The following is a 25,206-nucleotide window of genomic DNA, read 5'->3' on the forward strand; positions in this document are numbered from 1 at the left end:
GATACCTCGAAGCATATCAACTACAGATTGCTTATTATCAAACGTAAATTTCGAAAATCCAGATACATCCAGAAACATTACTGCTCTAAGATCACTTTCTGAATCCCTTATTTTTTCCAAAGATTTTCTAAGAACATCGAGATATTCTTGCTTTAAATCAACCAACTCATCGTTAATCCTTTTGGCCCTCTCACTTTCATTAACAAACTTTTGATTCATGACAGAAAGCTTGGTTGCCAACTCAGACACTTGTCTCTGCAAGACCTCTTTATCTTCGTCATTGGCAGAAATTGAGAATACAGAAATTGCGACTCCAGATGTCCCACTCCTATGTTTGTCTGGAGTTCTAAATTCATACTGTACATCGTATTGAGGAAAAGCCTCTGAAAGTATTTTCCCAACAACACCATTTAGAACATCATCGTAAGAGCTACATGAAGGAGTCTTTATTCTAATAGCCATTCTATTTTCGGTATCAGACCATAGTATATCGTCACATAGCTCTGTGCATTCGTCACATATAAATACCGTCGGTCCAGCAATTAGCTTGAAAATTTCATGCTGACTTTTCCCGCAAAAGGAACAAAATAAAGTTTCCTTAGCTTCCGGCTTGCCCCGGCGACGGTTGTTTTGCTGCATGATACCCCAAAATATTGCGTGCCCTATATGGTTGGACGTATCTCAAAGCGATACTCGTTTGCAATCCTCGCTATAGCGGCGCCTGCCCTTACACAATCAATCCCGCTCCCTATCCCCAGCGCCCATATACAGCTCACTGCCGGTTTCCCTGAACACCCGGCTCATTTCGGCCATGCCCTCTTCGGCAAGGGCTGCGTCCAGGGGCGCGCGCCCTCCACCAGCCTGCGGCTGGTTCCCCTCCCCGTGCCGGGGAGGATTGGCCGCGATGAAGGCGTCGGCGTCCTGATTCTGCTTCGCCGCAAAATCGCGGACCTCTTGCGTGATCTTCATCGAGCAGAATTTGGGGCCGCACATGGAGCAGAAATGCGCCGACTTCGCGCCTTCGGCGGGGAGCGTCTGGTCGTGATATTGCTCGGCTGTGTCCGGATCGAGGCTCAGGTTGAACTGGTCGCGCCAGCGGAATTCGAAGCGGGCGCGGCTTAGTGCGTCGTCGCGGACCTTGGCCGCCGGGTGGCCCTTGGCAAGGTCGGCGGCGTGGGCGGCCAGTTTGTAGGTGACCACGCCGACCTTCACGTCGTCGCGGTCGGGCAAGCCCAGATGCTCCTTAGGCGTGACATAGCAAAGCATCGCCGTGCCATACCAGCCGATCATGGCCGCGCCGATGCCGCTGGTGATATGGTCGTATCCCGGCGCGATGTCGGTGGTGAGCGGCCCCAGCGTGTAGAAGGGGGCTTCGCCGCAGGCTTCGAGCTGCTTGTCCATATTCTGCTTGATCTTGTGCATGGGGACGTGGCCCGGCCCCTCGATCATCACCTGCACATCCTGCGCCCAGGCACGCTTGGTGAGTTCGCCCAGCGTGTAGAGTTCGCTGAACTGCGCTTCGTCATTGGCATCGGCGATCGATCCGGGGCGCAGGCCGTCGCCCAGCGAGTAAGCGATGTCATAGGCTTTGCAGATTTCGGTGATCTCGTCGAAATGCTCGTAGAGGAAGCTTTCCTTGTGATGGCTGAGGCACCATTTCGCCATGATCGAGCCGCCGCGCGAGACGATGCCGGTGACGCGCCTGGCGGTCATCGGGATATAGGCGAGGCGCACGCCCGCATGGATGGTGAAATAATCGACGCCCTGTTCGGCCTGCTCGATCAGCGTGTCGCGGAAAATATCCCAGGTCAGCTCCTCGGCCACGCCGCCGACTTTTTCGAGCGCCTGATAGATGGGGACGGTGCCGATGGGGACGGGGGAGTTGCGGATGATCCATTCGCGCGTGTCGTGAATGTTGCGACCGGTGGACAGGTCCATCACCGTGTCCGCGCCCCAGCGGATCGACCAGACCAGCTTGTCGACTTCGGACGCGACATCGCTGGCGACGGCTGAGTTGCCGATATTGGCGTTGATCTTGACCAGGAAATTGCGGCCGATCGCCATCGGTTCGGATTCGGGATGGTTGATGTTGCTGGGGATGATCGCCCGGCCGCGTGCCACTTCGTCACGGACGAATTCCGGCGTCACATAATCGGGGATTTCCGCGCCCCAATCCTGCCCGTCGCGGATATATTCAGCGAGGCGCGCGCGGCCGAGATTTTCGCGCTCGGCGACATATTCCATTTCCGACGTGATGATGCCGCGACGGGCATAGTGCATCTGGCTGACATTCGCGCCGGGCTTGGCGCGCAAGGGGCGGCGGTGGAGGCCGGGGAATTGGGCGACGCCGCCGGAGCGGTCCGGGCCTTTGAGGCCGTTATCTTCGGGCTTTACCTCGCGCGGATCATATTCCTCCACATCGCCGCGCGCGATGATCCAGTCACGGCGCAGCTGCGGCAGGCCCGCCATGATGTCGATCTGCGCGTTGGGATCGGTATAGGGACCGGACGTGTCATAGACTCGCACCGGCGCTTCGCCGCTGCCCGGCTCCAGCGTGATTTCGCGCATCGCAACCTTGAGCGGGCCGACATGGATTTTCTTCGATCCGCGGATAGCGCCAGTGGTAACGTTCATTGCCGCCTGCCGGCGGATGAAGCCTTCGGCTTCGGGCATTTCGGTGCGGGCGGGGACGTCTGCCATAAGTCACTCTCCTTGCAGCGAAAGAGAGAGAATGCGGGCGGTGTGAGTGCGCGCTTGCCCTCCCTACGCCGGTGTTAGCCGGATCAGGTTCAGCGGGTCGCGGCCACAAAGCCGCCTCTCAACCGTCTGCGGACGGTCCCCCGGGGATGGCGGGGACGGTAAGGACTTTGGCGCGCGGGGTCCAGTGGCTTGTCGCGGCATCGCCGGGGCGGGCCGTGTCCGCGCAGATTCTTTGCCCGCCAAATCATTTGCATATTGCATTGCAACAGGGGGTAGCGTTTGATCCGCGCCATGCTCAAAGCCGCGCTCCACCACCGCACCGCCTATCGCTACAGCCGACCAATCCGGCTTGGCCCACAGGTCATCCGCCTGCGCCCCGCGCCGCACAGCCGGACCAAGGTGCCCAATTATGCGCTGAAGATCGAGCCGGCGGGGCATTTCCTGAACTGGCAGCAGGACCCGCACGGCAACTGGCTGGCGCGGGTCGTGTTTCCAGAGCCAGTCGATCATTTCAGTATCGAGGTCGACCTGCTTGCTGATCTGGACATCATCAACCCGTTCGACTTCTTCGTGGAGCCGTACGCGGAAAATTATCCCTTCGCCTATGACGAGCAGCTGAAAACCGATCTGGCCGCCTATTTCGATGTCGAGCCGCAGGGCGCGCTGTTCGAGACGATGGTGGATCAATATGCCGGTTACCAGAGCCGCACGGTCGATTTTCTGGTCGAGGTCAACCGCCGCCTGCAACAACAGGTGGGCTATGTCATCCGCATGGAGGCGGGCGTCCAGACGCCGGAGGAGACGCTGGAAATCGGCACCGGATCGTGCCGCGATTCGGCCTGGCTGCTGGTACAATTGCTGCGGCGGCTGGGCTTTGCCGCGCGGTTCGTGTCGGGATACTCGATCCAGCTGGTCGCGGACGTCGAGCCGATCGAGGGGCCGAAAGGAGTCAGCCAAGACGTCGTTGACCTGCACGCCTGGGCGGAGGCCTATGTGCCGGGCGCAGGCTGGGTCGCGCTGGACGCGACCAGCGGCATGTTTGCAGGCGAAGGGCATATCCCGCTCTGCGCAACGCCGCACTACAAATCCGCCGCGCCGATCAGCGGCATGGCCGAACCCGCCGAGGTCGATTTCGATTTCGCGATGACCGTCAGCCGCATTGCCGAAGCGGTGCGGATCACCAAGCCCTTCACCGACAAGCGCTGGGACGCGGTGATGGCGCTGGGGGCGAAGGTGGACGCCGATTTGGCCGCGCAGGACATGCGGCTGACGATCGGTGGCGAGCCGACCTTCGTGGCGGTGGATGGCGGCGATGCGGGCGAATGGAATGGCGATGCGGTCGGCCCGACCAAGGCGGCCTATGCCGACCGGCTGATCCGCAAGCTGCGGGCCAGTTTTGCACCGGGCGGCTTGCTGCATCATGGGCAGGGCAAATGGTATCCGGGCGAAAGCCTGCCGCGCTGGGCTTACGCGGTCTATTGGCGAACGGACGGCACACCGATCTGGCACGACGAAAGCCTGATCGCGCCCGACGATGCTCCGACAGGCGCGCGCACCGTGACGCCGGACGACGCCCGCGCGTTCCTTGGCCATATGGCGGCCAATATGGGCTTTTCCGACGAATATACCCATGCGGTGTTCGAGGATCCGGCGGTCTGGTCGATCAAGGAATCGGAACTGCCGATCAACGCCACCACCGACGATCCCAAGATCAGCGACCCCGAAGCGCGCGCGCGGATGGTCAAGACGTTCGAGCGTGGCCTCGATCAGCCGGTCGGCTATGTGCTGCCGGTGCAGCGCTGGCAGTCGCAGGTAAGCAAGCCGCGATGGCAGAGCGAAATCTGGCAATTGCGGCGCGGCAAGCTGTTCGCGGTGCCAGGTGATTCGGCGCTGGGTTACCGCCTGCCGCTCGGCTCCCTGCCCTATGTGCCGCCGTCCGATTACCCCTATATCCACCCGCGCGACACCAGCGAACCGCGCGAGCCTTTGCCCGATTTCCGGGCGCAGGTGGTGCAACAGGCCAATGTCGAAGAAGTGCGCGCGCAACAGTCGCAGCGTGTGGCTGGCCCCGAAGGCGGCATGGCCGCGCAGGACCGGGTCGAACAGGTCATCATCGAAGGAGCCGTCCGCACCGCTGTGACGGTCGAGCCGCGCGGCCATTATCTGTCGGTATTCCTGCCCCCGGTGCAGGCGCTGGAAGATTATCTGGAGCTGATCGCGGAGGTTGAGGCGGCGGCCGAGGCGCTGCGGATTCCGGTGCGGATCGAGGGCTATTCGCCCCCGCCCGACCCGCGCATCGCGGTGCTGAAGGCCACGCCCGACCCCGGCGTGATCGAGGTCAATGTCCATCCCGCCTCCAGCTGGGACGAGACGGTGGCGATCACCGAACAGCTGTACGCCTATGCCCGCGAGTGCGACCTGACCGCCGACAAGTTCATGGTCGATGGCCGCTCAGTCGGCACCGGCGGGGGCAATCATATCGTGCTGGGCGGGCCGACGCTGACCGATTCGCCCTTCATCCGGCGGCCCGATCTGCTCAAAAGCTTCGTCCTCTACTGGCAGCGGCATCCCTCGCTCTCCTACCTGTTTTCAGGCCTGTGCATCGGCCCGACGAGCCAGGCGCCGCGCATCGACGAGGCGCGGCATGACGGTCTGTATGAGCTGGAGATCGCACTGGCGCAGGTGCCCAACCCGTTCGCGGGCGAAGGCGCGTCGCCGCCCCCATGGCTGGTCGATCGGCTGTTCCGCAACCTGCTGGTCGATGTGACCGGCAACACCCACCGCACCGAAATCTGCATCGACAAGATGTTCTCGCCCGATGGCCCCACCGGGCGACTGGGCCTGCTGGAGTTTCGCGGCTTTGAAATGCCGCCCGAAGCCCGGATGAGCCTGGCGCAGCAATTGTTGATCCGGGCGCTGGCGGCGTGGTTCTGGCGGCAGCCGCAGCAGGGCAATCTGGTGCGCTGGGGGACGACCCTGCATGATCGCTTCATGCTGCCTCATTTCGTCTGGGCCGATTTTCTGGAGATACTCTCCGACCTGCGCGGCGCGGGCTATGATTTCGACCCCAACTGGTTCGAGGCGCAGCGCCAGTTCCGCTTCCCCATCCACGGGACGGTCGATGCCGGTGGCGTTGCCCTTGAAATCAGCCATGCGCTCGAACCCTGGAATGTGCTGGGCGAAACCGGGGCGATCGGCGGCACGGTGCGCTACGTCGACAGTTCGACCGAGCGGTTGCAGGTCCGCGCCACGGGTCTGGTCGCCGGGCGGCATATCGTTGCGTGCAACGGGCGACAGGTGCCGATGACGGCAACCTCCGTGCCGGGCGAGGGCGTGGGCGGTGTGCGCTACAAAGCATGGGCGCCCGCCAATTGTATGCACCCCAACCTGCCCGCCAATGCGCCGCTGACCTTCGACGTGCTGGACAGCTGGAGCGGGCGGTCGCTGGGCGGCTGCGTCTATCATGTCGCGCATCCAGGCGGACGCAATTATGACACGCTGCCGATCAACGGATATGAAGCCGAAGCGCGGCGCAAGGCGCGTTTTCAGGACCATGGCCACACCCCCGGCCCGGTCGACATGCCCGCCGCCGAACCGGCCGGCGAGTTCCCGATGACGCTGGACCTGCGCTTCAGGCATCCGGGCGCGTAAGGGCGCTTTGGTGGACGCTGACACAAGATTGGACTGGGCCAACGCCTATCTGGCCGCGGCTCCAGCGGGCGATCTGTTTGCCGGTGCAGCGCCCGCCATGCAGGATCGCTGGCGCGCGATGCTGGACCGGCTGTCGGCACAGGCGCAGGGCAATCCGGCGATGCTGGCGGACAATGTCGCGCGGCAGGCGATCGACCTGGGCATGGCGTTCCGCCTGACCGGGGACGAGCAGGAACGATCCTGGCCGCTGGGGCCGATCCCGATGCTGATCGATGCGGGCGAATGGGCGCATATCGAACAGGGTCTGGCCCAGCGCGCCGAATTGCTGGAACAGGTAATCGGCGACATTTACGGCGCCGGATCGCTGGTCCGCGATGGCAAGCTGCCCGCCAGCGTCATTGCCGGTAGCCCGCATTATTGGCGGGTGATGACCAGCACGCCGCCACCGCGCGGCCATCACCTCCATTTCTACGCCGCCGATATCGGACGCGGCCCGGCGGGCGAATGGCGCGTGCTGGCCGATCGGGTGCGGACCCCGGTGGGGGTGGGCTATGCGCTGGAAAACCGGCTCGCTCTGTCGCGCGCGACCGGCGATCTGCTGGGCGCGATGAACACGCGGCGGCTTGCGCCCTTTTTCGACGATCTGCGCCGGGGGCTGGCGGCCGATTGCGAGCGATCCGACCCGCGCATCGGCCTGCTGACGCCGGGCCGTTTCAACCAGAGCTATGCCGAACAGGCGCATCTGGCCCGTTATCTGGGCCTGTTGCTGGTCGAGGGCGAGGATCTGATCGTCACCGACGGGCAATTATTCGTCCGCACGATTCAGGGTTTGAAGCGCATCGACGGGCTGTGGCGCTGGATGGACAGCCGCTTCATGGATCCGCTGGCGTTCGACAGCAAGTCGCGCATCGGCGTGCCCGACCTGTTCGACGCCTGCGCGCGCGGCGGGCTGGTCCTGTCCAACTGGCCGGGCGCGGGGGTGATCGAATCGCGCGCCTTTGCCGCCTTCCTGCCGCAGTTGAGCAAGGCACTGCTGGGCGCGGACCTGATCCTGCCCAATATCGCGACCTGGTGGTGCGGCCAGGGCGAGGAGCGCGCCTATGTACGCGATCGGCTGGACCGGCTGGTCGTAGGGTCCGCCTTCGATCAGGACGTCGCGGGCCTGCCCGACGCGCGCTTCACCCCCGGATCGGCACTGGATGCACAGCAACGCGCCACGCTGGCCGAGGCCATGGCGCGGCGACCGATGGATTATGTCGGGCAGGAGGTGGTCAAACTCTCCACTACCCCGGCAGTGGTCGACGGACGGCTGACGCCCCTACCCTTCACCCTGCGCGTGTTCGTGGCGCGCGACGCGCAGGGCCAGTGGCGGGTCATGCCCGGCGCCTTTGCGCGGCTGGCGGGCCATGGCGATATTCGCGCCGCGCTGATGGGCAAGGGCGACATGTCCGCCGACATGTGCGTGGTCGATAGTCAGCCAGTGCCGCCCGACACATTATTGGGCGGCGGCGCGCCCCCGATCCGGCGGATCGGCGGGATGCTGCCGGCCAAGGCGGCGGACAATCTCTATTGGCTGGGCCGCTATATCGAGCGGACGGAAATGACCCTGCGGCTGATCCGCGCCATTGTCGGCGGGTCGATCGAGGCGGACCTTGGCCCCTCGGTCGCGTCGCCAACGATGAACCGGCTGGTGGGGCAATTGGTGCTGTGGGGCGCGATCGCCCGCGACGGCGGTGGCCCGGTCGGCCCGCTCTGCGCCACCGCGCTGGGCGATGCGCGCCAGTCGGGCAGCGTCCGCGCGCTGATGGCCAGCGTCGGCAATATCGGCGAAGGGCTGCGCGACCGGCTGGCGAGCGATTTCTGGCGGCTGGTGCGCCTGCCGCTGCCCACATTCGATGGCGCAGTGACCGAAACCCTGCTCGATGCCTCGTCCCGCATGATCGAGCGGATTTCGGCGCTGTCGGGGCTGGCCGCGGAAAATATGGGCAGGACCGAAGGGTGGCGCTTTCACGATATGGGGCGGCGGATGGAGCGGGCGATCAATGGCTGCCGCCTGCTCGGCCTGTTCGGTGGCGATGGCGCGAGCGCGGACGACTTGACCGTATTGCTGGACCTCAATGACAGCCAGATCAGCTATCGCACCCGTTACCTGACCGGCCCGGCGCTGCCCCCGGTGCGCGATCTGGTCGCGCTGGAGCCGCATAATCCGCGTGCCATCGTCTATCAGGCGCAGCTTCTGGCCGATCATATCGCGGCGCTGCCGACGCTGCGCGGCGACGGGATGCCGGAAGAGCCAAAGCGCCTGGCCGATGCGCTGGTCGCGCGGCTCAGCCCGCTGACCGGGGATATGCTGACCATCGCCGACGTCAACGACGTCGAAAACCGCCTGCTCGGCCTGTCCGACGCGATCGGCCAGCGCTATTTCCTGCAAGTGCGCAAGGCGGAAAAGGCCGATGGAGCGGACCTTTTGTCATGATCTACCATGTCCGCCACCAGACCATATTGCGCTATGCCGCGCCGATGCGGCTTGCCCGCTTCAACCTGCGCCTGCGCCCCGCGCCCTGGGCCGGGCAATGGACATCCGACTATGCGCTGACGGTCGATCCGGTCCCGTCGATCATCGCGTCGCGCCCCGGTGCCTGGCCGGTTCATGTCGCGCGGCTGGTGATCGAAAGCCCGATCCGGCAGCTGACGATCGAGAGCCGATTCCGTATCGGCGTGCAGGACAGCGCCCCGCCCGAACCCCAGCCCGATGATCCCACCATCGGCGCAGTGGCCAAGGCGGCGCTGGTCGATCGCGACATGAGCGCGTCGGCCCCCGCCCTCTATCTCTATGCCTCCACCCGCGCGCCCTTGCTGGCCGAAATCGGCGAGTGGGTCGGCGACGGGCTGGCCCCGAAACGCCCGGTCGTCGCCGCCGCGCTGGCGCTGGCGCTGCGCATCCGCGCCGAGTTCGCCTATGATCCGGGCGCGACCGACGCCAGCACGCCAGTCGCCGACGCTTTTGCCGCGCGTCATGGCGTGTGCCAGGATTTCGCCCATGTCATGGTCGTCGCGCTGCGGCTGGCCGGGCTGCCTGCCGCCTATGTCAGCGGCTATCTGCGCACCGATCCGCCGCCCGGCCGCCCCCGGCTGATCGGCGCGGACGCGATGCACGCCTGGGTCATGCTATGGTGCGGGCCAACGCGCGGCTGGATCGGCTTTGATCCCACCAATGGCTGCATCACCGGCAACGGCCATCTCTTCGTCGCCATGGGCCGCGACTATGCCGATGTCGCGCCAATGGACGGCCTGTTCGTCGGCGGCGGGGGCCAGAGCATCCAGGCGATGGTGGATGTCGTGCCGGAGGAGGAGATGGCGTGAAGCCTACTTCGGGTCAGTTCGCCAGCTTCTCGAACATCAACCACATCCCCTTGCGCGGGCGCACGGTCAGGCGGCTGATCGGTTCGGGCTTGTAGCCCGGCCGCACCGACAGGCGATAATGGCGCAGCACGTCGGCGATGACGGTCATCACCTCCTGCTGGGCAAAGCCCGCCCCCACGCAGACGCGCGGGCCGCGGCTGAAGGGCAGCCAGGCCTGCTTGACCATCTCCGCATTGGCCGGATCGTCGAACCGGTCGGGATCGAAACTGTGCGGGCAGGCCCAATTATCCTTGTTGCGCTGGGTCAGCCAGGGGGCGACCACCAGCATCGCGCCGGGCACCAAATCCTTGTCGCGCATCCGCATCGGGCAGGGGACTTCGCGCGGGAAGAAGGCGAGCGGAGGATAGAGGCGCAACGTTTCCTTGAACACGTTGCGCACCACGCCCATGTCCTTGAGCATCGCCGGGGTCAGTTGCGCGTCGCCCGCCACCGCCATCACTTCGGCCCGCGCGCGCTCCTGAATATGGGGGCATTCCGACAGAAGGTAGAGCGCCCAGGTCATCGTGCTGGCGGAGGTTTCATGCCCCGCGAGGAAGATGGTCGCGACCTGATCCATCACCTCTTTCAGGGTGAAATGCGCGCCCGTCTGGGGATGCTGCGCCTCGATCAGCGACTGGAGAATATCCTTGTGCGGTGCGGGTTCCCCAGCATGGAAGGCGTTGAACCGCTCCTCCACAATCGGCGCGAACACGCCGCGAATGGCGTTGGCGGGCCGTTCCGACCAGCGTTCGAACCAGCGGTTCGGCAGACCATAGAGGCCCAGCATCGAGGCCGAATGGGAGTAACGCTGGAACCGCCCGAACGCCTGATGGATGATGAAGGAGCGCTCGGTATCCAGCGTCTGCGAAAATAGCGTGCGAAAGATGATGTCGGCAGCCACATGGGTCATCATCGCGTCGATGTTGATCGGCTTGGTTCGATCCATCCCGTCGATCCGCGCCAAAAAGGCCGCGACGGCCTCAACCATCAATGGCATCGTCTTGTTCATCGCGGTATGGGCAAAGGCGGGATTGATCATCGCCCGCTGGCTTTCCCAATCCTCGCCATTGGCGGAAAAGACGCTATTGCCGATCAGCGGCGACAGCCCCTTGACCAGTTCGGAATGTTTGGGAAATTCCGTCCCCCCTTTCAGGATACGGTCCACCAGCGGCAGTTCATTGGCGATATACATGAGCTGCCCGCGCCCGCGCACCTCCCCCATTTTCATCGTGTAGCTTTTCTCGAACAATACATGAATCCAGCTGTGCCAGCCGATGAAGAAGCGCCGCAGCATCGTGCGCTTGTTGCGCGTGGGCTGCGGGAAGGGCGGGGTGAAGAGCGGATCGGTCATGGGATCGTCCTGAAAGCGGCAATGGCGTCGTCCAGGGTGCGGCGGCCCGCAGTGAGGCTCAGGAAGTCGACCGGCGACAGGCGATCGCCCACCCGCAGATAGTCGAAATGCGCCTCATATTTGTTCGACCAGCCGCCATGATAATTTTCAGGGTCGTAGAAGAGGTGGAAGCGCGGCGAGAGCATATCAACGCGCGCGGCATGATTGTCGCTTTCCAACAGCAGCGGATTGACGTTGAAATAGGCCGCGCCATCGGGCGGAAAACTCAGGTCAACATAGCGGAAATGCTTGTCGGCCAGCGCGCGCAAATCGGCATGATACCAGCGCGCGTCAGTGCGCAGCGCCACCACCGGCACCACCTGCCCCATGCCGACCATCGCGAAATGATCCGGCAGTCGCGTGCCGCGCAGGTCGAACAGGCGCCGCATCACGGACATGCCCAGGATCGTGCCAGCGCTATGGGTCAGGAACAGGATTTCGTCCCACGGCTCGTCGAGTTCCTCAGAAATCCGCCGGGCGAACGCATCGAGCCGCGCGTCGAGCGCCTCCCCCGGTCCGCCGGCGGCGAGCGTGTGGTGATAGTAAGTGAAACGCAGCAACCACGGCACGACCAGCTTGTTCAGCCATTTGCCCGACGCCACCGCGCTGATGCCGATCCCGGCCAGCGCCGCCGCCCAGAAAGGCAACACGGTCCACAGCAGCAAGGCAGGGAGCAGCGCGAACAGCAGCGGGATCATCACCGCCAGAAAGGGCGGGTAGCAGATGGTCAGCACCGGGCCGGGACGCAGCTTCTTCATGCGCTTGAACTGCATGAAGCGGCCATGGCCGATATAGGTGGCGATCGATCGCCAGGCGAGTTTCAGCGGATTGCGAATCCACACCTTGCCGACCAGATCCTCCCAGCGGAGAAATTCATAATCCGTCTCGACCCCGGCCTGCGCATTGTCCACGCTCCACACGGTGGAGACGACCGACCCCGCAGGACCGGCACGGCGGCCGCTCACAATGACGTCCTCGCCGGTCAGCCGGTCATAGCGTCCGGCCTGGTCGCGATAGAGCTGATGGTAAAAACGCACGCCGCGCGGATCGAAACCGCCGAGATAAAAGACTTTACGCTTGAATTTTTGCACTGCCCCGGCCCTAATCGGGTCATGAACACGCCCGAACGCGACTACTGCTATTTCATAGACCACCGTAAATACAACCGAAACATCGGCTGTAGGAAGCATGACAATGTCTATGGCATCAACGGGGGCGGCAGCGAACGGGACCGCTGGCGCGCGGACATGGCCTTCTATCGCCATATGAAAAGCCATGGCGATCCGATGGCGCTGCCATCGCTGATCGCCTGCCTTTGCTTTGGCTGGTTCTGCTGGAACTATCATCCGGGCAAGGGGCTGTGGCGTGGCCAGCTCTTGCGGCGCTTTGCCAAAGCGCCCAAGTGACCGACATGACTGATCCAAAACATGTGCGTGTCGGCCCGATCACCATCGGTAACGACCTGCCCTTCGTCCTCATTTCCGGCCCCTGCCAGATCGAAAGCCGCGACCATGCGCTGTTCATGGCCGACGCGCTGGCGCAGATCGCGCGGCAGGCGGGGGTGCCGTTCATCTTCAAATCTTCGTTCGACAAGGCAAACCGGACATCGGTGTCGGGTCAGCGCGGCGTCGGCATCGACGCGGGGCTGGCGATCCTGGCGGAGGTGAAAGCGACATTGGGCTGCCCGGTGCTGACCGACGTGCATGATGCGGGTCAGGTGGAGGCCGCCGCGCAGGCGGTCGATATCCTCCAGATCCCTGCTTTCCTGTGTCGCCAGACCGACCTGCTGCTCGCCGCCGGACGCACCGGCGCGGTCATCAACGTCAAGAAGGGCCAGTTCATGGCCCCATGGGACATGGCGGCGGTCGCGCAAAAAGTCGCCTCGACCGGCAATGAGCGCATATTGCTGACCGAACGCGGCGCGAGTTTTGGCTACAACACTTTGGTCAGCGACATGCGCGCGCTGCCAGTGATGGCGCAGACCGGCTATCCGGTGGTGTTCGACGCCACCCATTCGGTCCAGCAGCCCGGCGGCCTGGGTTCCGCGTCCGGCGGCCAGCGCGAATATGCCCCCCTGCTCGCCCGCAGCGCGGTGGCGGCGGGCGTCGCGGCGATCTTCGCCGAGGCGCATCAGGACCCGGATAATGCGCCGTCCGACGGCCCGGTGATGCTCCCGCTCGACTGGGTCGCGCCGATGCTGACGAAGCTGAAGGCGATCGATGCAGTGGTGAAGGGGTAGATAACCGCGTGTTCCCGCGCAGGCGGGAACCCAGTTCTGACGGTGGGACTGGGTTCCCGCCTGCGCGGGAACACCCGGAGCTTACGGCCGAACCTGCCCCGTCCCGCGCACAATCCATTTATAGGTCGTCAGCCCCTCCAGCGCGACCGGCCCGCGCGCGTGGAGGCGGCCGGTCGAAATGCCAATCTCCGCGCCCAGCCCGAATTCGCCGCCATCGGCAAACTGGGTGGAGGCGTTCCACATCACGATGGCGCTATCCACCGCATTCAGGAAACGCTCTGCAACCTCGGCATCTTCGGTGATGATCGCGTCGGTATGGTGGCTGGCATGGGCGGCGATATGGGCGATCGCGTCCTCGACGCCATCGACCAGCCGGATCGACACGATCGCTTCGAGATATTCGGTGTCCCAGTCCTGCTCACTCGCCGCGATGACGCGCGTATCCATCGCCTGCACCGCTTCATCGCCGCGTACTTCGCATCTGGCGTCGAGCAAGGCCTTTACCAGCGCGGGCGCGTCGCCAAAGGCGCGGTCGATCAGCACCGTTTCGGTCGAACCGCACACGCCCGTCCGCCGCATCTTGGCATTGACCACCAATTGCCGCGCCATCGCCGGATCGGCCGCGCCATCGACATAGCTGTGGTTGATGCCGTCCAGATGCGCCAGCACCGGCACCCGCGCTTCCTCCTGCACCCGCGCGACCAGGCTCTTGCCCCCGCGCGGCACGATCAGGTCGATAAATTCGGTGGCGCGCAGCAAGGCGCCCACGACCGCGCGGTCGGTAGTGGGGATGAGTTGCACGACATCGGCGGGCAGGCCCGCGGCCACGATCCCCTCTACCATCGCGGTCAGGATCGCGCGGTTGCTCTCCTTCGCCTCGCTGCCGCCGCGCAGGATGACGGCATTGCCCGCGCGCAGGCAGAGCGCCGCGGCATCCGCCGTCACATTGGGGCGGCTTTCATAGATGATGCCGATCACGCCCAGCGGCACGCGCACGCGGCTGAGTTGCAGCCCGTTGGGGCGGACGCTCTGGTCGATGACGCTACCCAGCGGATTGGGCAGGCTGGCGACCTGCTCCACCCCGTCGGCGGTCGCGGCAACCCGGCCCGCGTCCAGCTTCAGCCGGTCGAGCATCGCAGGCGACAGGCCGTTGGCGGCGGCATTGTCCATATCGCGCGCATTGGCGGCGATGATCGCCGGTGCCTGATCCCGCAACGCCTGCGCCGCGCGGCGCAGCGCATCGACCTTTTGCGCGTCGCTCGCCTGCGCGAGGGCCAGCGCAGCGCGACGGGCGCGCGCGCCCATCATCGCGATCAGCATTTCAGGGGTCTGGGTCAGGTCGTTCATCATGGGTCTCGCCAATATGTTGGCGGCGGCCTAGCATGAAAGCAGGATGAAGCGAAGGCGCGACATGACAGGTCAAGGGCCGATGACCAGATCATGGGTCGCGAATGATCCGGTCATCGGCAGGCAGTCAGACCACCTTCTTATAGCATTATGCGGCCCGCAGCCCGCGCGCATACCCCATCGGGGTTATGCGCGCGAATATGCTTAGCTGCTGATCTTGCAGCCTTTGCTGGCAGCCAGCCCGCGCAGATAGCCGCGCCGGGCGATCCCCGCCGTCACCGCTGCCTGCAAACGCCGTTCCTGCGGCGCGGCACCGCTGATTTCGCGCACCAGACCCCGGAAAGGGATCAGCGAATTGACGATGGTCTTGCCGACCGCCTCGGCAATCTTACCGGTGCGATTCTCGTTCGCTTTTGCGCCGACCGTGAAATCCTCACCCAGCACCGCGTTGAGTTCACCCAGCGATGCTTTCAGCCCCTTGCAGGTCCGCGACGCCGGGGTCGCATAAGGATTTTCCACCGCTTTCAGCAGCACCGGCGGAATCTCATCCTTGTCTAGGCCGATGTCGCGCACCGGCTGGCTGGCGATATTCCCCGCTTTTTTGAGTGTTTCGTCCTTTGGCTTTTCCGCTTCCTGCGCAAGCGCCGAAGTTGAACAGAGTAAAAGCGCGGCCATACCGTATATTTTCATGATCATGTCTCCCGCCTGCCAAACCAGCGATGCAATCTTTCGGTTCCCTTGCGAAACGAGCGCGCGTCGGGACAAGACAGGCGGCTGCCCCCGCGCTAAGGCAGGCGCGCATCATCAGGAGACACAAGGACGTGACAGACGCACCGGTCGGTATCGCTTCGGACCAGCTAAGCGCCACGATAAATCCCCACGGCGCGGAACTCTGGTCGCTGCGCGATGCACAGGGACGCGAGTTGATGACCGACGCCGATCCGCGCTGGTGGACCGGCCATGCGCCGTTGCTCTTCCCCTTCGTCGGCCGATCGCGCGGCGACGTCTATCGGCTCGACGGTCGCGATTATGCCATGCCCCAGCACGGCTTTGCCCGACACAGCGCGTTCGCCCTGATCGACCGCAGCGACAGCGCTGCAACCTTCCGGCTGGAGGCGGATGCGGCCAGCCTTGCCGTCTATCCCTTCGCCTTCCGGCTCGACATGGATTTCGCGATCGACGGGGCGAGCCTGCGCATGACCGCGACGGTGACCAACCAGGGGGAGGCGGTCATGCCCTTCTCCTTCGGCTACCACCCCGCCTTCGCCTGGCCCCTGCCCTATGGCGGCACGCCAGAGGATCACCGCATCGTTTTTGAGAAGCCCGAACCCGCGCCGATCCGCAAGGTGGGCGCGGAACCGGGCCTGATCGCGCGGGAGTCGGTCGTGTCTCCGGTCGATGGCGACACGCTCGCCCCCAGCCACGCCATGTTCGCGGGCGACGCGCTGATCTGGGACGAACTCAATAGCCGCTCGCTGCTCTGGGGCGTGCCGGGCCAGCCGCGTCTGAAAATCGACTTTCCCGACACGCCATGGCTGGGCCTGTGGCAGAAGCCGGGCGCGCACTATCTGTGCGTCGAACCTTGGGCCGGGATGGCCGATCTGGTTGGGTTCGTGGGTGATGTGTGGGCGAAACAGGGCATCATCGCCCTGCCACCGGGGCAGAGCCGCGCCTTCCGCATGGACGTGACGCTGATCCAAGACTGACCCCTATTTTTTCCCGTCATTCCCGCGTAGGCGGGAATCTATCTCCCAACCTCACCTCCCGCCGCACAGTCGGGAGATGGATCCCCGCCTTCGCGGGGATGACGAACCAGATAGATTGACCTGATGACCATCCCATCCCGCCGCACCTTCGCGATCATTTCCCACCCCGACGCCGGTAAGACCACGCTGACCGAGAAGCTGCTGCTGGAAGGCGGCGCGATCCATCTGGCGGGGGAGGTCAAGGCGCGCGGGGCGAACCGGCGTGCGCGATCGGACTGGATGAAGATCGAGCAGCAGCGCGGCATTTCCGTCACATCCTCGGTCATGACGTTCGAGCGGACGCGCGATGGCGAGACGATCACCTTCAACCTGCTCGACACGCCGGGGCATGAGGATTTTTCCGAGGATACCTATCGCACGCTGACCGCCGTCGACTCAGCCGTGATGGTGATAGACGCGGCCAAGGGCATCGAGCCGCAGACCCGCAAATTGTTCGAGGTGTGCCGCCTGCGCAACCTGCCGATCATCACCTTCGTCAACAAGGTGGATCGCGAAGGCCGCGAGACGTTCGGCCTGCTCGACGAAGTGGCGGACCAGTTGCAGCTGGACGTCTGCCCGATGAGCTGGCCGGTCGGCATGGGCGGCGAGTTTGAGGGGATTTACGACTTCGCCACCAACCGGCTGATGCAGCCGAGCGGGCCGAGCAAGGAATTTGACGGCACGCGGCACCAGTTTACCGGGCTGGACGACCCGAAACTCGCCGATTTCCTGTCGCCAGATGGCCTGACCAAGCTGCGCGAGGAGGCCGAGCTGTCGCAGGGCGGCTATGCCGAGTTTGATCTCGACCGCTATCGCCAGGGTGACCTGACACCGGTCTATTTCGGTTCCGCGCTCAAATTGTTCGGCGTGACCGAGCTGATCGACGCGCTGGCCGCCCACGCCCCGCCACCACGCGCCCAGCCCGCCGAACCCGCCGCGGTCGAGCCGGAGGGCAGCGAGGTTACCGGCTTCATCTTCAAGGTGCAGGCCAATATGGACCCGATGCACCGCGACCGCATCGCCTTCATGCGGCTGGTGTCGGGCAAGTTCCGGCGCGGCATGAAGCTGACGCCGTCAGGCTCCGGCAAGGCGCTGGCGGTCCACTCGCCGATCCTCTTCTTCGCGCAGGATCGCGAGCTGGCAGACGAGGCCTATCCCGGCGATATTATCGGCATCCCCAACCATGGCGCGCTGCGCGTGGGCGATACGCTGAGCGAGAAACCGGGGCTGCGTTTTACCGGCCTGCCCAATTTTGCGCCGGAAATTTTGCGCAGGGTGCAGCTGAAAGACCCGACCAAGACCAAACAGTTGCGCAAGGCCCTGGACGACCTGTCCGAAGAGGGGGTGATCCAGGTATTCTACCCCGAAATCGGCAGCAACTGGATCGTCGGCGTCGTGGGCCAGCTCCAGCTGGAAGTGCTGATTTCCCGGCTGGACGCGGAATATAAGGTCGCGGCGGGCCTCGAACCCTCGCCCTTCGACACCGCCCGCTGGATCAGCGGTGACGAGGCGGCGATCAAGGATTTCATCGGCTTCAACGCCGCCAATATGGCCAAGGACCGCGACGGCGCGCTGGTATTCATGGCCCGCAGCGCCTGGGACATCGGTTACCAGCAGGAACGCCATCCCAAGATCAAGTTCAGCGCGACCAAGGAGCGGTAGAACGCCCCGTGTTCCCGCGAAGGCGGGAACCCAGTTGAGACGTTGGAACTGGATTCCCGCCTTCGCGGGAACACGGGGTGGCTATGCGCTAACCCAATCCTTGCGTAGCGCCCTGCCCGCCAGCGCCATGAATAGCCCCGCCAGCAGATAGAATCCCAGCGCCGCCACAATCGCGTAACGTAGCGACTCCGCGCCATAAGTCGGCGTCAATGCGTCGGACAGCGCCCCCACGCTCCAGCTGCCCAGTCCCAGCCCGACCAGATTGTTGATCAGCAGGAAGCTCGCCGCTGCGCTGGCGCGCATATGGGCGGGGACGAGGTGCTGAACGGCGGTCAGTACGGGGCCAAGCCAGACATAGACCAACGCCTGCGGGATCAGGAATAGCGCGAAGGCCACGCCCACGCTGTCGGACAGCACGCCGACCACGAACAGGGGCATCCCCACGACATAGCTGATCGCAGGCACCCAGGCATAATAGGCCTTGTCCTTGCCCCCCATCGCGTCGCCCAGCCAGCCGCCGAGCAGCACGCCCGCCACCCCGCCGATCAGCAGCAGCGCGCCCAGAAACTGCCCCGCGCCCATCAGGTCTAGGCCAAAGCTGCGCATCAACAGGCTCGGCAGCCAGAACGCGACGCCATAGCCGCACATCGAACTGCACGCCGCGCCCAGCGCCAGGAACCAGAAGCCGCGCTTGGCCGCCAATATGCCGAACACTGCGCTGACAGGCACCGCATCGCTCGCCAGCACCGGGCGCGCGGGTTCGCGCACCACCAGCCGGAACAAGGGCGCGATCAGCAGGCCCGCCAGCCCCACCGCGATGAAGGCGGTGCGCCACTCGACCGCCTGCGCAATATAGCCGCCCAGCAGCACGCCGCCCGCCGATCCCAAGGGAATACCGAGCGAATAAATAGAGAGCGCCCGCGCCCGCTGGTTCGCCGGGAAATAATCGGAAATCACGGCATAGGATGGCGCGACGCCGCCCGCCTCTCCCACGCCCACGCCGACGCGGAAAGCGAACATCTGCCAGAAACTGCCCGCCAATCCGCACAAGGCGGTAAAGCCGCTCCACACGGCGAGGGAGACGGTGATCACCCAGGTCCGGCTGGTACGGTCGGCCAGCAGCGCCAGCGGAATGGCCAGCGTCGAATAGAGCAAGGCAAAGGCGATCCCGCCCAGCGCGCCCAACTGCCCGTCGGTGAGACCCAGCTCCGCCTTGATCGGGCCAGCCAGGATGCCAAGGATCTGCCGGTCGAGGAAGTTGAACGTATAGACCAACAGCAGCATCGCCAGCACGACGCCGCGATAGGCGGGGGAAACGGGTGCCGGGGTGGCGGGTGTTGGGTCGGTCATGCTTGCTTCTTACGCTCCCTACCGCCCAGCAACAGCGTGTTCCCGCGCAGGCGGGAACCCAGTCCCGCCGTGGCACTGGATTCCCGCCTGCGCGGGAATACCGAACCTAGAACTTCACCGTCCCCGTGACGAACACTTGCCGGGGATTGCCGTAAAAGGCGGTCAGCGTGCCTTCCTTGCCCAGCGAAGGGGTCGGGAAACCGGCGGCATTGTTGATGATCGCACCGGTCGTCGCATTGGCCGCGACGAAGGTGTAGCCCGACGTCTTATATTCCTTGTCCAGCAAATTCTTGCCATGCAGCCCGACCGTCCAGCGATCGTCCGGTGCGGTATAGACGATGCTGGCGTCCCACAGGGCAAAGCCCTTCTGGTCGATATAGGGGTTGGGGACTTCAAACTGATAGGTCTTGCTGCGCCACGACACGGTGCTGCCTGCGTACAGGCTGCCGTCGCCCACCGGGGTAGTGTAGCCCAGCGTGCCGCTGGCGGTCCATTTGGGGGTGTTCTGCACTTCGCGGAAGGCAGCGACATCGGTCGGCACACCGCCAATATTGGTGATATATTCGCGATATTCCGCGTCGATGAAGCCCACCGCCGTGGCCAGGCTCAGCCGATCGCCGCCGGTCAGGAAATCCTGCGCCAGCCGCGCGTTGCTTTCAAATTCCAGCCCTTTGAACCGTGCCTTGCCCGCATTGGACACAACCCCGCAGAAGGAGGGGATGCCGCCGACCGAGCAGGCGACGGAGCCGGGGATCTGCACGTCGGTATAATCGGCATAGAAGCCCGCAACCGCGACATAGAGCGCGCCGTTCATGAAGTTGCCCTTATAGCCCACTTCATAGCTTTCGACGCTTTCGGGGCGGAAGCTCAGGAAGGACGCTATCTCGCTATCCTCGCGGATGCCGTTGCTGTTGAGATCTGGTGCATTGGTGCCGACCCCGCGCGGGTCGAAACCGCCACCCTTGAAGCCCTGCGCATAGCTGGCATAGATATTATGATCAGGCGTCGGCTTGTAGCTGATCGAGACGCGCGGGGTGAATTTCTTATATTCGCGCTCACCGTTGAAATTGGTGCTGGGTGCGCCGAACGCCACGCCCGCGCCGCCGAATACCGGCGACCCGCCACCCAGATAATTTTGCCGCAAAATGTCGGCCCGGCGCTTGTCCCAAGTATAGCGACCACCCGCTGAAATGCTCAACTGCTGCGAAATGTCGAAGGTGAAATCGCCAAACACGGCATAGGTTTCGGTGTCGACATCGGCCTGGGTGAAGGCGGTCAGGCCGGGGACGGTGGTAAACAGGCGCACGTCGAACGCGGTGTCGGCCTTGGCATCCAGATAGTAGAAGCCCAGCAGGCCGTGCAGTGGGCCGCTGTCATACAGAAGCTGGAATTCCTGGCTTAGCTGCTCGTTGAAGTAGAAAGCCGGGACGTCGACATCGACCGCGGGCAGCGCGTCGAAATCGATCGGTGATGCGCTGTCATCCTTGCGCCACGCGCTGATCGACCGCAGCGTCACCGCGTCGGACAATTCCGCCGTGATATTCATCGAAAGCCCGTAGGACTTCACATATTGCTTGGGATCGACCAGCCCGCCGCGTGTGTCGAACACATCGCCCAGCACCGGCGCACCCGACAATTGGCCGGGGATCAGGCGATGGCCGCCGCGTGCGCTGCTATTATCCTTGGTATAGTCGCCGGTGATCCGCATCAGCACCGGCTGGCCATAGCCGCCCATCTCGAACGTCGCACGCCCGGCCCAGACATCCTTGTTGTAATTCTCGTCCCCGGTGGTGAGATTGTCGCCAAAGCCACCGCGCGACAGGCGGGCAAAGGCGCCGCCGACCCGGATCATGTCGCCGATCGGCGCCGACACGCTGATGATGCCATCGGCCTGATCATAAGTGCCATAGCTGCCCTTGATCTTGAGCGCGAAATCCTGCGGCAGCATCTTGGTCACATATTTGACCGCGCCGCCGATCGTGTTGCGGCCATAAAGCGTCCCCTGCGGCCCGCGCAGCACTTCGATCCGCTCGACATCATAAATGTCCAGGATCGCGCCCTGCGGCCGGTTCAGATAGACATCGTCCAGATAGATGCCCACGCCCTGCTCGAAGCCGGACACCGGGTCCTGCTGGCCCACGCCGCGGATGAAGGCGGTCAGCGTCGAATTGGTGCCGCGCGATGCTTCCAGCGTGGTGTTGGGGGTCAGGTTCGCCAGATCGGTAATGTCGATCGCGCCCTGGCTTTCGAGCTTGTCGCCGGAAAAGGCGCTGACCGCGATCGGCACGCTGACCAATGTTTCCTCGCGGCGGCGGGCGGTGACGATGATCGCGCCTTCGCTGTCGTCGGCGGCACCCTGCGGCGCGTCCTGGGCAATGGCGGGTAGGGCCAGCACGCCGGTCCAGGCGGCGGAGGCAAGGGCTAGTGCGCGGATGCTGTGATAGGCCTTCATGAGCGGTTCCTCTCCTGAATTGAGTGCGCCCGGTTGGCGGGTCGCTATGTGTCTTGCCCGATTCGATAATGAAAGTTGAACCATCTTTCAACTTCAAATATAGGACGGGCTATCGACGCGGCCAAATTGCGGTAAAAAGAACACAGCGACGGGGGAGAGACTATGACCGATCAGGGGCTTGGCAGGGACGACAAGACACCCCGCACCGCGCGCGGCGAACGCACCCGCCGTGCGTTGCTGGAGGCGGCCGCGCAGGAATTCGGCGAAAAGGGATTTCACGAAGGATCGATCAGCGGCATCACCCGTCGGGCGGGCTGTGCGCTGGGCAGTTTTTACACCTATTTCGATACCAAGGATGATATTTTCCGCGCGCTGGTGGCCGACATGTCAGGGCAGGTGCGCGACTATGTGTCACCCCGCATCGCGACGGCGCGCGACGGCATCGACGCTGAACGAATCGGCCTGCTCAGTTTCCTGGAGTTCGCCCGGTCGCACAAGGAAATCTACCGCATCATCGACGAATCGGAGTTCGTCGATCAGGCCGCCTACCGCGCCCATTATGAAAATACCGCCGCCCGGATGACGACCCGCCTGGCCAAAGCCGCAGAGCGCGGCGACGTGCGCGGCGACGTGGAGGAGGTCCACGCCTGGGCGATCATGGGCATGAACGTGTTTCTGGGGCTGCGCTACGGCGTCTGGGACGATAGCCGTCCGGCCGACGAAATTGCCGCCATCGCCAATGCGCTGATCGAAAAGGGGATCGGAGCGCGGGGATGAGGCGCCCGTCCTAGCGGACGTTCAGTCCCAGTTCGCCCAGCAGTTGCCCTGCCTGGCTGCGCGAAATGGTCGCGCCCCGGAACAGCCCCGCATCGACCAGCCGCAGCCCGCCAAGATCGGCCGACCGCAAGTCCGCGCCGTCAAAGCGCGATCCCGCCATAGTGGCGTCCCGCAGACTGCAATCCTCGAAAACCGTGTGGCGAAAATCGCATTTGCGCAGATCCGCCTGCGAAAAATCGACCCTCGTCATCACCTGCTTGCGAAACGAGAAACCCGACAGTTTCGCGTTGATCAGCAGCGTTTCGACAAAGGACAGGTCCATGCCCCTGGCGTCGGTGAAATCCGCGCCCGTCAGCTTGGCGTTGTTGAACGTCGCCGACGTCAGCACCGCGCGCCGAAAGCTACTATTGTTGAAATCGCTGGCGGTGACCTGCGCCTCGCTCAGGTCCGCGCCGGTAAAATTGGCGAAGGGCGCGCGGCATGATGTCCATATGGTCCGGTCCAACTTTGCGCCGGTCAGATCCGCCTTGCGCAGCGTGCATCGCTCGAACGTCCATCCCGACAGGGTCAGGCCGGACAGGTCGGCTTCCTCCAGCTGACAGTCGACCAGCCGGTGCGGTCCTGCCCGCAACGCTTCGACATCCTCCCGTGACAGCGTCCGCCCTGCAATCGCCCTTTCGGAAAACAGATCATCCATCACCCGGTCACCCACCTATTTCCGCAGCAAAAACACCGCATGTTCGGCAAACAGATTGGCGTTGGCGTGGGTGGTTTCCTTGTCGCCCTTCAGGAACCATTGCCCGTCGATGGTCCAGCCGCGCTCCTTCACCAGCGCGCGGAAATCGTCCACCGTCACATGATGGATGTTGAGCGTGTCGTACCATGTGTCGGGCAACAGCCGCGTCACCGGCATCCGCCCGCCCCACAGCAGCGAAATCCGCCCACGCCAATGGGCAAAATTGGGGAAGGACACGAAGGCCTGCCTGCCGATCCGCAGCAATTCCTCCACCACCAGATCGGGCCGCCGCGTCGTCTGAAGCGTCTGGCTCAATATCGCATAGTCGAAGCTGGCGTCGGGATAATAGCGCAGGTCGGTGTCCGCGTCGCCCTGCACCACCGACAGGCCACGCCCGACAGCGTCCGCAACGTTCGATCCGTCAATCTCCAGCCCGCGCGCATCGACCCCTACATTGTCGCGCAGCGCCGCCATCAGCGCGCCGTCGCCACAGCCCACGTCCAGCACCCGCGCACCCTGCCGCACCGTGCGCGCGATCAGCGCGAGATCGGGCCGCAACTGCTCACTCACGCCCGGCCACCTTTCAGGAAGCCGTCGACGACGCGGTTCAATTCAGGACATTCCAGCAGGAAAGCGTCATGACCGAACGGGCTGGACAGTTCGACGAAACTCGCCTGCGCACCCCCGGCGTTGAGCGCATGGACGATGATCCGCGATTCCGCCGTCGGATAGAGCCAGTCGGTATCGAAACTGACGAGGCAGAAGCGCGCCTTGCTGGCGGTAAACGCCCTGGCCAGCGACCCGCCATGATCCTCGGCAATGTCATAATAGTCCATGGCGCGAGTGATGTAGAGGTAGCTGTTCGCATCGAACCGCTCGACAAAGCTCAGCCCCTGATGGCGCAAATAGCTTTCCACCTGAAAATCCGCGTCGAAGCCGAATGTCTTGGCGTCGCGCCCCTGCAAGCGCCGCCCGAATTTCTCGGTCAGCCCCGCTTCGGACAGGTAGGTGATATGCGCCGCCATCCGCGCGACCGCCAGGCCCGCGCTCGGCACTTGCCCGTCGGCATAATAATCGCCGCCGCGCCAGTGGGGGTCGGCCATGATCGCCTGCCGACCGACCTCGTGAAAGGCGATATTCTGGGCGCTGTGCCGCGCAGTCGACGCAATGACGATGCAGCTTTCCACCCGTTGCGGAAACAACGTCGGCCAGGTCAGCGCCTGCATCCCGCCCATCGATCCGCCGATCACCGCCGACAGCCGATCCACCCCCAGATGGTCGAGCAGCATGGCCTGCGCCCGCACCATGTCGGCGATGGTCAGCACCGGAAAGCGCATGGCAAAGGGCGCGCCGGTGGCCGCGTCCAGGCTGGCCGGGCCGCTCGATCCCATGCAGCTGCCGATGACATTGGCGCAGACGATGAAATGGCGCGCCGGATCGACCGGTCGGCCCTCCCCCACCAGCCGCCACCACCAGCCGGGCTTACCCGTCACCGGATGGTCCGACGCCACATATTGGTCGCCGGTCAGCGCATGGCAGATCAGGATCGCGTTGGACCGGTCAGCGTTCAGCGTGCCATAGGTTTCATAGGCGATATCGACCGGCCCCAGCGCCGCGCCGCTATCCAGCGGCAACGGCCCGGCAAGCCGAACCTGTCGGCGCAGGCCGAAACGGCTGTCATCTGTCATAGAGAGGCTGGCCATGGTCGCGCCGGGCTAGGACCACGGTGGAGCGCTGTCAATCTGGACGGGCGCT

18 protein-coding genes, 1 pseudogene and 1 riboswitch are annotated in these 25,206 nt (G+C 64.2%); of the genes and pseudogenes, 8 read left to right on the forward strand and 11 right to left on the reverse strand.

All coding sequences use genetic code 11. The features are described 5' to 3' along the window. Positions 1-485: 485 nt before the first annotated feature. A pseudogene (locus ACODR8_RS10095) lies at positions 486-639 on the reverse strand (ClpX C4-type zinc finger protein); the annotation flags it as partial. Positions 640-735: 96 nt separating this feature from the next. Then, positions 736-2,700, reverse strand: a complete 1,965-nt coding sequence (gene thiC, locus ACODR8_RS10100) for a phosphomethylpyrimidine synthase ThiC (protein ID WP_489007106.1) — start codon at positions 2,698-2,700, stop codon at positions 736-738. Between the two features lie 43 nt (positions 2,701-2,743). Beyond that, a riboswitch (TPP riboswitch) is annotated at positions 2,744-2,853 on the reverse strand. A gap of 138 nt (positions 2,854-2,991) precedes the next feature. On the opposite strand from thiC, the gene ACODR8_RS10105 reads away from it, so the two are divergent. The 3 genes from ACODR8_RS10105 (at position 2,992) to ACODR8_RS10115 (ending at position 9,714) form a co-directional block, all read left to right on the forward strand. Beyond that, the gene (locus ACODR8_RS10105) at positions 2,992-6,351 is read left to right on the forward strand and encodes a transglutaminase family protein (RefSeq protein ID WP_489007154.1); all 3,360 of its coding nucleotides are present in this window, start codon (positions 2,992-2,994) and stop codon (positions 6,349-6,351) included. Positions 6,352-6,448: 97 nt separating this feature from the next. After that, complete coding sequence (locus tag ACODR8_RS10110; protein ID WP_489007155.1) at positions 6,449-8,827, forward strand: circularly permuted type 2 ATP-grasp protein; 2,379 nt, start codon at positions 6,449-6,451, stop codon at positions 8,825-8,827. Beyond that, positions 8,824-9,714, forward strand: a complete 891-nt coding sequence (locus ACODR8_RS10115) for a transglutaminase family protein (protein WP_489007107.1) — start codon at positions 8,824-8,826, stop codon at positions 9,712-9,714. The genes ACODR8_RS10110 and ACODR8_RS10115 overlap by 4 nt, the downstream gene beginning before the upstream one ends. A gap of 13 nt (positions 9,715-9,727) precedes the next feature. Here ACODR8_RS10115 and ACODR8_RS10120 read toward each other — a convergent pair whose 3' ends face one another. Next, entirely contained in the window at positions 9,728-11,104 is a 1,377-nt protein-coding gene (locus ACODR8_RS10120; protein ID WP_489007108.1) for a cytochrome P450, read from the reverse strand. After that, on the reverse strand, positions 11,101-12,234 hold the full coding sequence (locus ACODR8_RS10125; RefSeq protein WP_489007109.1) for a hypothetical protein: 1,134 nt from the start codon (positions 12,232-12,234) through the stop codon (positions 11,101-11,103). The genes ACODR8_RS10120 and ACODR8_RS10125 overlap by 4 nt, the downstream gene beginning before the upstream one ends. A gap of 21 nt (positions 12,235-12,255) precedes the next feature. On the opposite strand from ACODR8_RS10125, the gene ACODR8_RS10130 reads away from it, so the two are divergent. Both ACODR8_RS10130 and kdsA read left to right on the forward strand, forming a co-directional pair. Beyond that, positions 12,256-12,549 (forward strand): hypothetical protein, encoded by a 294-nt coding sequence (locus ACODR8_RS10130; RefSeq protein ID WP_489007110.1) that lies wholly within the window; start codon positions 12,256-12,258, stop codon positions 12,547-12,549. 5 nt (positions 12,550-12,554) lie between these two features. Beyond that, positions 12,555-13,382: a 3-deoxy-8-phosphooctulonate synthase gene (gene kdsA / locus ACODR8_RS10135; RefSeq protein WP_489007111.1), complete on the forward strand. Its 828-nt coding sequence runs from the start codon at positions 12,555-12,557 to the stop codon at positions 13,380-13,382. Positions 13,383-13,463: 81 nt separating this feature from the next. Here kdsA and ACODR8_RS10140 read toward each other — a convergent pair whose 3' ends face one another. Then, the gene (locus ACODR8_RS10140) at positions 13,464-14,729 is read right to left on the reverse strand and encodes a glutamate-5-semialdehyde dehydrogenase (RefSeq protein ID WP_489007156.1); all 1,266 of its coding nucleotides are present in this window, start codon (positions 14,727-14,729) and stop codon (positions 13,464-13,466) included. A gap of 204 nt (positions 14,730-14,933) precedes the next feature. Continuing rightward, positions 14,934-15,419: a hypothetical protein gene (locus tag ACODR8_RS10145; protein WP_489007112.1), complete on the reverse strand. Its 486-nt coding sequence runs from the start codon at positions 15,417-15,419 to the stop codon at positions 14,934-14,936. 131 nt (positions 15,420-15,550) lie between these two features. On the opposite strand from ACODR8_RS10145, the gene ACODR8_RS10150 reads away from it, so the two are divergent. Then, positions 15,551-16,435, forward strand: coding sequence for an aldose 1-epimerase family protein (locus ACODR8_RS10150; RefSeq protein WP_489007113.1), 885 nt, complete (start codon positions 15,551-15,553; stop codon positions 16,433-16,435). A gap of 123 nt (positions 16,436-16,558) precedes the next feature. Beyond that, positions 16,559-18,136 carry a peptide chain release factor 3 gene (locus tag ACODR8_RS10155; RefSeq protein ID WP_489007114.1) on the forward strand — a complete coding sequence of 526 codons (1,578 nt, stop codon included), beginning with the start codon at positions 16,559-16,561 and terminating at the stop codon, positions 18,134-18,136. An 81-nt stretch (positions 18,137-18,217) separates the two neighbouring features. Here the strand turns inward: ACODR8_RS10155 and ACODR8_RS10160 are convergent, their stop codons facing one another. Both ACODR8_RS10160 and ACODR8_RS10165 read right to left on the reverse strand, forming a co-directional pair. Continuing rightward, entirely contained in the window at positions 18,218-19,486 is a 1,269-nt protein-coding gene (locus tag ACODR8_RS10160; protein WP_489007115.1) for a spinster family MFS transporter, read from the reverse strand. 106 nt (positions 19,487-19,592) lie between these two features. Continuing rightward, positions 19,593-21,938, reverse strand: a complete 2,346-nt coding sequence (locus tag ACODR8_RS10165; RefSeq protein WP_489007116.1) for a TonB-dependent receptor — start codon at positions 21,936-21,938, stop codon at positions 19,593-19,595. A 162-nt stretch (positions 21,939-22,100) separates the two neighbouring features. Between ACODR8_RS10165 and ACODR8_RS10170 the strand changes: the two genes are divergently transcribed. After that, entirely contained in the window at positions 22,101-22,715 is a 615-nt protein-coding gene (locus ACODR8_RS10170) for a TetR/AcrR family transcriptional regulator (RefSeq protein ID WP_489007117.1), read from the forward strand. Between the two features lie 10 nt (positions 22,716-22,725). Here the strand turns inward: ACODR8_RS10170 and ACODR8_RS10175 are convergent, their stop codons facing one another. From ACODR8_RS10175 to metX, 3 genes are read right to left on the reverse strand one after another with little or no spacing between them, the layout of a single operon-like run. Then, positions 22,726-23,412: a pentapeptide repeat-containing protein gene (locus ACODR8_RS10175; RefSeq protein ID WP_489007157.1), complete on the reverse strand. Its 687-nt coding sequence runs from the start codon at positions 23,410-23,412 to the stop codon at positions 22,726-22,728. A gap of 15 nt (positions 23,413-23,427) precedes the next feature. Then, a complete protein-coding gene (gene metW / locus ACODR8_RS10180; protein WP_489007118.1) occupies positions 23,428-24,021 on the reverse strand; it encodes a methionine biosynthesis protein MetW in 594 nt (197 codons plus the stop codon). After that, positions 24,018-25,154 carry a homoserine O-acetyltransferase MetX gene (metX, locus tag ACODR8_RS10185; protein WP_489007119.1) on the reverse strand — a complete coding sequence of 379 codons (1,137 nt, stop codon included), beginning with the start codon at positions 25,152-25,154 and terminating at the stop codon, positions 24,018-24,020. The genes metW and metX overlap by 4 nt, the downstream gene beginning before the upstream one ends. Between the last annotated feature and the right edge of the window lie 52 nt (positions 25,155-25,206).

The organism is Sphingobium sp. FG58 (assembly GCF_057809055.1).